This window comes from Escherichia sp. 94.0001 (genome assembly GCF_013369155.2).
In the GTDB taxonomy this organism is placed as follows: Bacteria; Pseudomonadota; Gammaproteobacteria; order Enterobacterales; family Enterobacteriaceae; genus Escherichia; species Escherichia coli_F.
This window is the reverse complement of record NZ_JABWMS020000137.1, coordinates 1-2,897: the sequence shown is the minus strand read 5'-3', so window position 1 is coordinate 2,897 and position 2,897 is coordinate 1. Positions and strand designations below refer to the sequence as shown.

Annotated in this window: 5 protein-coding genes; 2 read left to right on the top strand and 3 right to left on the bottom strand. The window is 33.0% G+C overall.

The window, feature by feature from the left end; all coding sequences use genetic code 11:
* Position 1 precedes the first annotated feature (1 nt).
* A complete protein-coding gene (locus HEN33_RS24540) occupies positions 2 to 202 on the top strand; it encodes a hypothetical protein (RefSeq protein ID WP_137497735.1) in 201 nt (66 codons plus the stop codon).
* An 83-nt stretch (positions 203 to 285) separates the two neighbouring features.
* Positions 286 to 789 (top strand): lytic transglycosylase domain-containing protein, encoded by a 504-nt coding sequence (locus HEN33_RS24535; RefSeq protein WP_103253739.1) that lies wholly within the window; start codon positions 286 to 288, stop codon positions 787 to 789.
* Between the two features lie 17 nt (positions 790 to 806).
* On the opposite strand, the gene HEN33_RS24530 is transcribed toward HEN33_RS24535, so the two are convergent.
* From HEN33_RS24530 to HEN33_RS24520, 3 genes are all read right to left on the bottom strand, one after another.
* Positions 807 to 1,439 carry a LuxR C-terminal-related transcriptional regulator gene (locus tag HEN33_RS24530; RefSeq protein WP_000516283.1) on the bottom strand — a complete coding sequence of 211 codons (633 nt, stop codon included), beginning with the start codon at positions 1,437 to 1,439 and terminating at the stop codon, positions 807 to 809.
* A gap of 222 nt (positions 1,440 to 1,661) precedes the next feature.
* A complete protein-coding gene (locus HEN33_RS24525) occupies positions 1,662 to 2,369 on the bottom strand; it encodes a hypothetical protein (RefSeq protein WP_123057310.1) in 708 nt (235 codons plus the stop codon).
* Positions 2,311 to 2,892, bottom strand: a complete 582-nt coding sequence (locus HEN33_RS24520) for a type III secretion apparatus protein OrgA/MxiK (protein WP_001389479.1) — start codon at positions 2,890 to 2,892, stop codon at positions 2,311 to 2,313. The genes HEN33_RS24525 and HEN33_RS24520 overlap by 59 nt, the downstream gene beginning before the upstream one ends.
* Positions 2,893 to 2,897 lie beyond the last annotated feature (5 nt).

The window sequence follows — 2,897 nt, the reverse complement described above, 5'->3', positions numbered from 1 at the left end:
TATGAATAATTTTTCTCAAAGTTTAAATATAGCAACTGCAACGGGTGATGAAGTAGTTTCATTAGATAAACACATCACCACCAGTGCTACTGATACAGATCAAATACAAGCATTTATAGTTTCAACATGGATGGCATCTTTTCAAAATGATATGTATTCGAAAGATAATCCTATCTCTCCTTACTATGAACTGGAATGGTAGACAATTGACCACTTAAATGTTTAACGAGATACTGATTATATTAGTATCTCGTTCCTTTCCTTCAATCCTACACATAAAAATATATGCGCTTACCCAAAGTTAAAATCTTATCCATCTTCATGTTTTCTGTATTAATTACAAAAATGTCTTTCGCCAGTAGCGCTTGCTTTAATGAAGCAGGATCAATTTTCAGAATCGAACCAAATTTGATCAAAGCTATCGCTCTTGTTGAAAGTAATTTAAAAAATGATAGCATCGGCAAGAACAGGGATAAGAAAAACAATATAAATAGTTTTGATTATGGTTTAATGCAGATAAACCAGATGCACATTCCCATGTTAAAAAAACGTGGAATAATAAAAGATGAACGAGATTTGTTAGATAACCCCTGTCTGAACATTAAAATAGGGACCGAGATTTTATATAATCATTTTTCACGTTGTGGGGTAACGTGGCAATGTCTGGGGACTTATAACGCGGGTTTTGCAATGGAAAACCAAAAAAAGAGGCTGCAATATGCAAAAAAAATATATGTTGTATATACCAGACTTAATGAAATAGACAAGCGTAAGGCTTTAGCAAAATGAGCCTAAAGCCTCTTTTTTTATATAGTGCAAACACCCATACGTAAAGCTGTTTTGATCAACTCGATACCACTGTGAACATCTAATTTCTTCATGATATTGAGTCTATGAGTTTCGACTGTTTTCCTGCTTAACTGCAAGAAATTAGCGATTTCTTTGTTTGTTTTTCCATCAGCTATGAGTTGTAGTATTTCAGACTCACGATTTGTAAGTTGATTATCAGAGGAATATCTTGAAGATATTTTTTCACAATCCATATGTACACTATCAAAATAAGTGTAACCATTACTAATCGAATCAATAGCGCGATTTAGTTTCGCCGGGTGACTGGTTTTCCATACGCATCCTTTCGCACCGGCTTCAAGCAATTTTATTGAATCAATATACGGCATTTTTGCTACAAATGTAATAATATGAGCATCTATTTTATGCGATTTAACCCATTTTATGAGTTCGGACCCCATCATTCCACCTGCAAATTCTCCTAAAATAAATATTTGGGCTGCAGATTTGTTACACTCCGCTATAGCTTTCTTCAGATCTTTATAGCCCCCAACAACCTCATATAAATCGGGATAATGTCCGAGAAATCCAATTATCCCATCAATCATAAACGGCTGCTGATCTGAAACTACAATTTTAATCTTTCCCATATATTCATCCTGAGTGTAAATGCTATAACGCATTCATTTTTAATCATCCCTTCCATTATTATTATAAGCAAAATCCAAAGAATACATTGATGAAATAATAATGAAATATAATTAAAAATAAAATTTTTGTGTAAGCAAAATAAGACCAGTGTTGAAAAATCATTAGGCGTTTAAAATATTAGAATTAGATTATATTCAAGTCATTAAACCGGAGACAGTGATCTATAAGTCCTCTGGGTTCGTCAAATCAGAATTATTCATAGCCAAAGAATCTATTTCACACATTCTTTCAACTAAATAATGTCTGGCATGTTCACAGATTTCATTGACCTTATCAGGGGAAAAACAGTGATTGCTAATTAAATATTGCTCACAATTATCCACAAATTCCTGCGGACTAAATTCAGCAATAAATTGATCTGTAAAAAAAATAAAACGTTTGTCATCATGATATGAAATATGGACATTCCATATTGACTTGTCGACAAAATATGACTCTACTTCAATAGACTTATCTTTGAAACTGTTAGGTATATAGAGATTCAAAGGGCCTGATATTGACGGTAATTTTGTTACCCAACTTTCAAAAATTTTGATAAATACTTCAACTTCCTCTGAAGATTTTAACAATATGCTCTTCAGATCGTTTATCATGTTTATTCTGTTTTTTTCTAATTCTGAGCTCAGCAAACTTATCAAGGGTATAAAATTATCCATCACATCAATAATGCCTTTCGCATAGCCATCATAATAACCTTGAATAACTTTTTCTTCTCTCTTTTCCTCAATACTCTGAATTTTTGCGGTGGTTTCAAGAAGGATCTGTTCTTTTAGAGAGACTATTTCTTTCAATCCATCAGAAATTATTCTTTTAATCACAACACCATTTGCAGGAGAGTTTATCAAGCTCATCTCTATTTTTTTTCGCATAAAATGTAATTCTCTCCAAAAGAGTAGACGCAAGTGGTAACGGCAATTGTATGTGGTCAACAAAATCAGGAAATAATAAATTAAATCGTTGCTGCATTGCCAACGGTTGTTGCCTTACATAGGGCAACAACGTTGAAAAACCACATGTGATGATATTCTGATAGTTAACGATGCCAGGTTTATATCGTGCCTTTTCATTTATTTCCACCGGTATCGCTGATAAATAATTCCTTAGCACATCAGGAACCTTGTAAAAAAATCCCCGTTCTGCAAACCTTTCTCGATAAAAGTGACAACCACTGAGTAAACAGATCAATGGAAATAATTTCCAATTGTTTATGTAGTAAATAAGTGAACTATTCAGACTGAAATGCTCAACTGAAAGATTGTACTGTAGGAGTATCATTTCATTGGTAATAGATCTAAGTACCGGATTGCTAATACGTGCATTATTCAAACTTACTCGTTGAGGATGAATATAACTAATTGGATCATATATAATCTTTCTTAGGGCAAGATTCATAACGT

Bases quoted from the DNA above. Each gene is read 5' to 3' on its own strand.
- HEN33_RS24530 (WP_000516283.1), bottom strand. From the start codon at position 1,439: ATGGGAAAGATTAAAATTGTAGTTTCAGATCAGCAGCCGTTTATGATT.
- HEN33_RS24525 (WP_123057310.1), bottom strand. From the start codon at position 2,369: ATGCGAAAAAAAATAGAGATGAGCTTGATAAACTCTCCTGCAAATGGT.
- HEN33_RS24520 (WP_001389479.1), bottom strand. From the start codon at position 2,892: ATGAATCTTGCCCTAAGAAAGATTATATATGATCCAATTAGTTATATT.
- HEN33_RS24540 (WP_137497735.1), top strand. From the start codon at position 2: ATGAATAATTTTTCTCAAAGTTTAAATATAGCAACTGCAACGGGTGAT.
- HEN33_RS24535 (WP_103253739.1), top strand. From the start codon at position 286: ATGCGCTTACCCAAAGTTAAAATCTTATCCATCTTCATGTTTTCTGTA.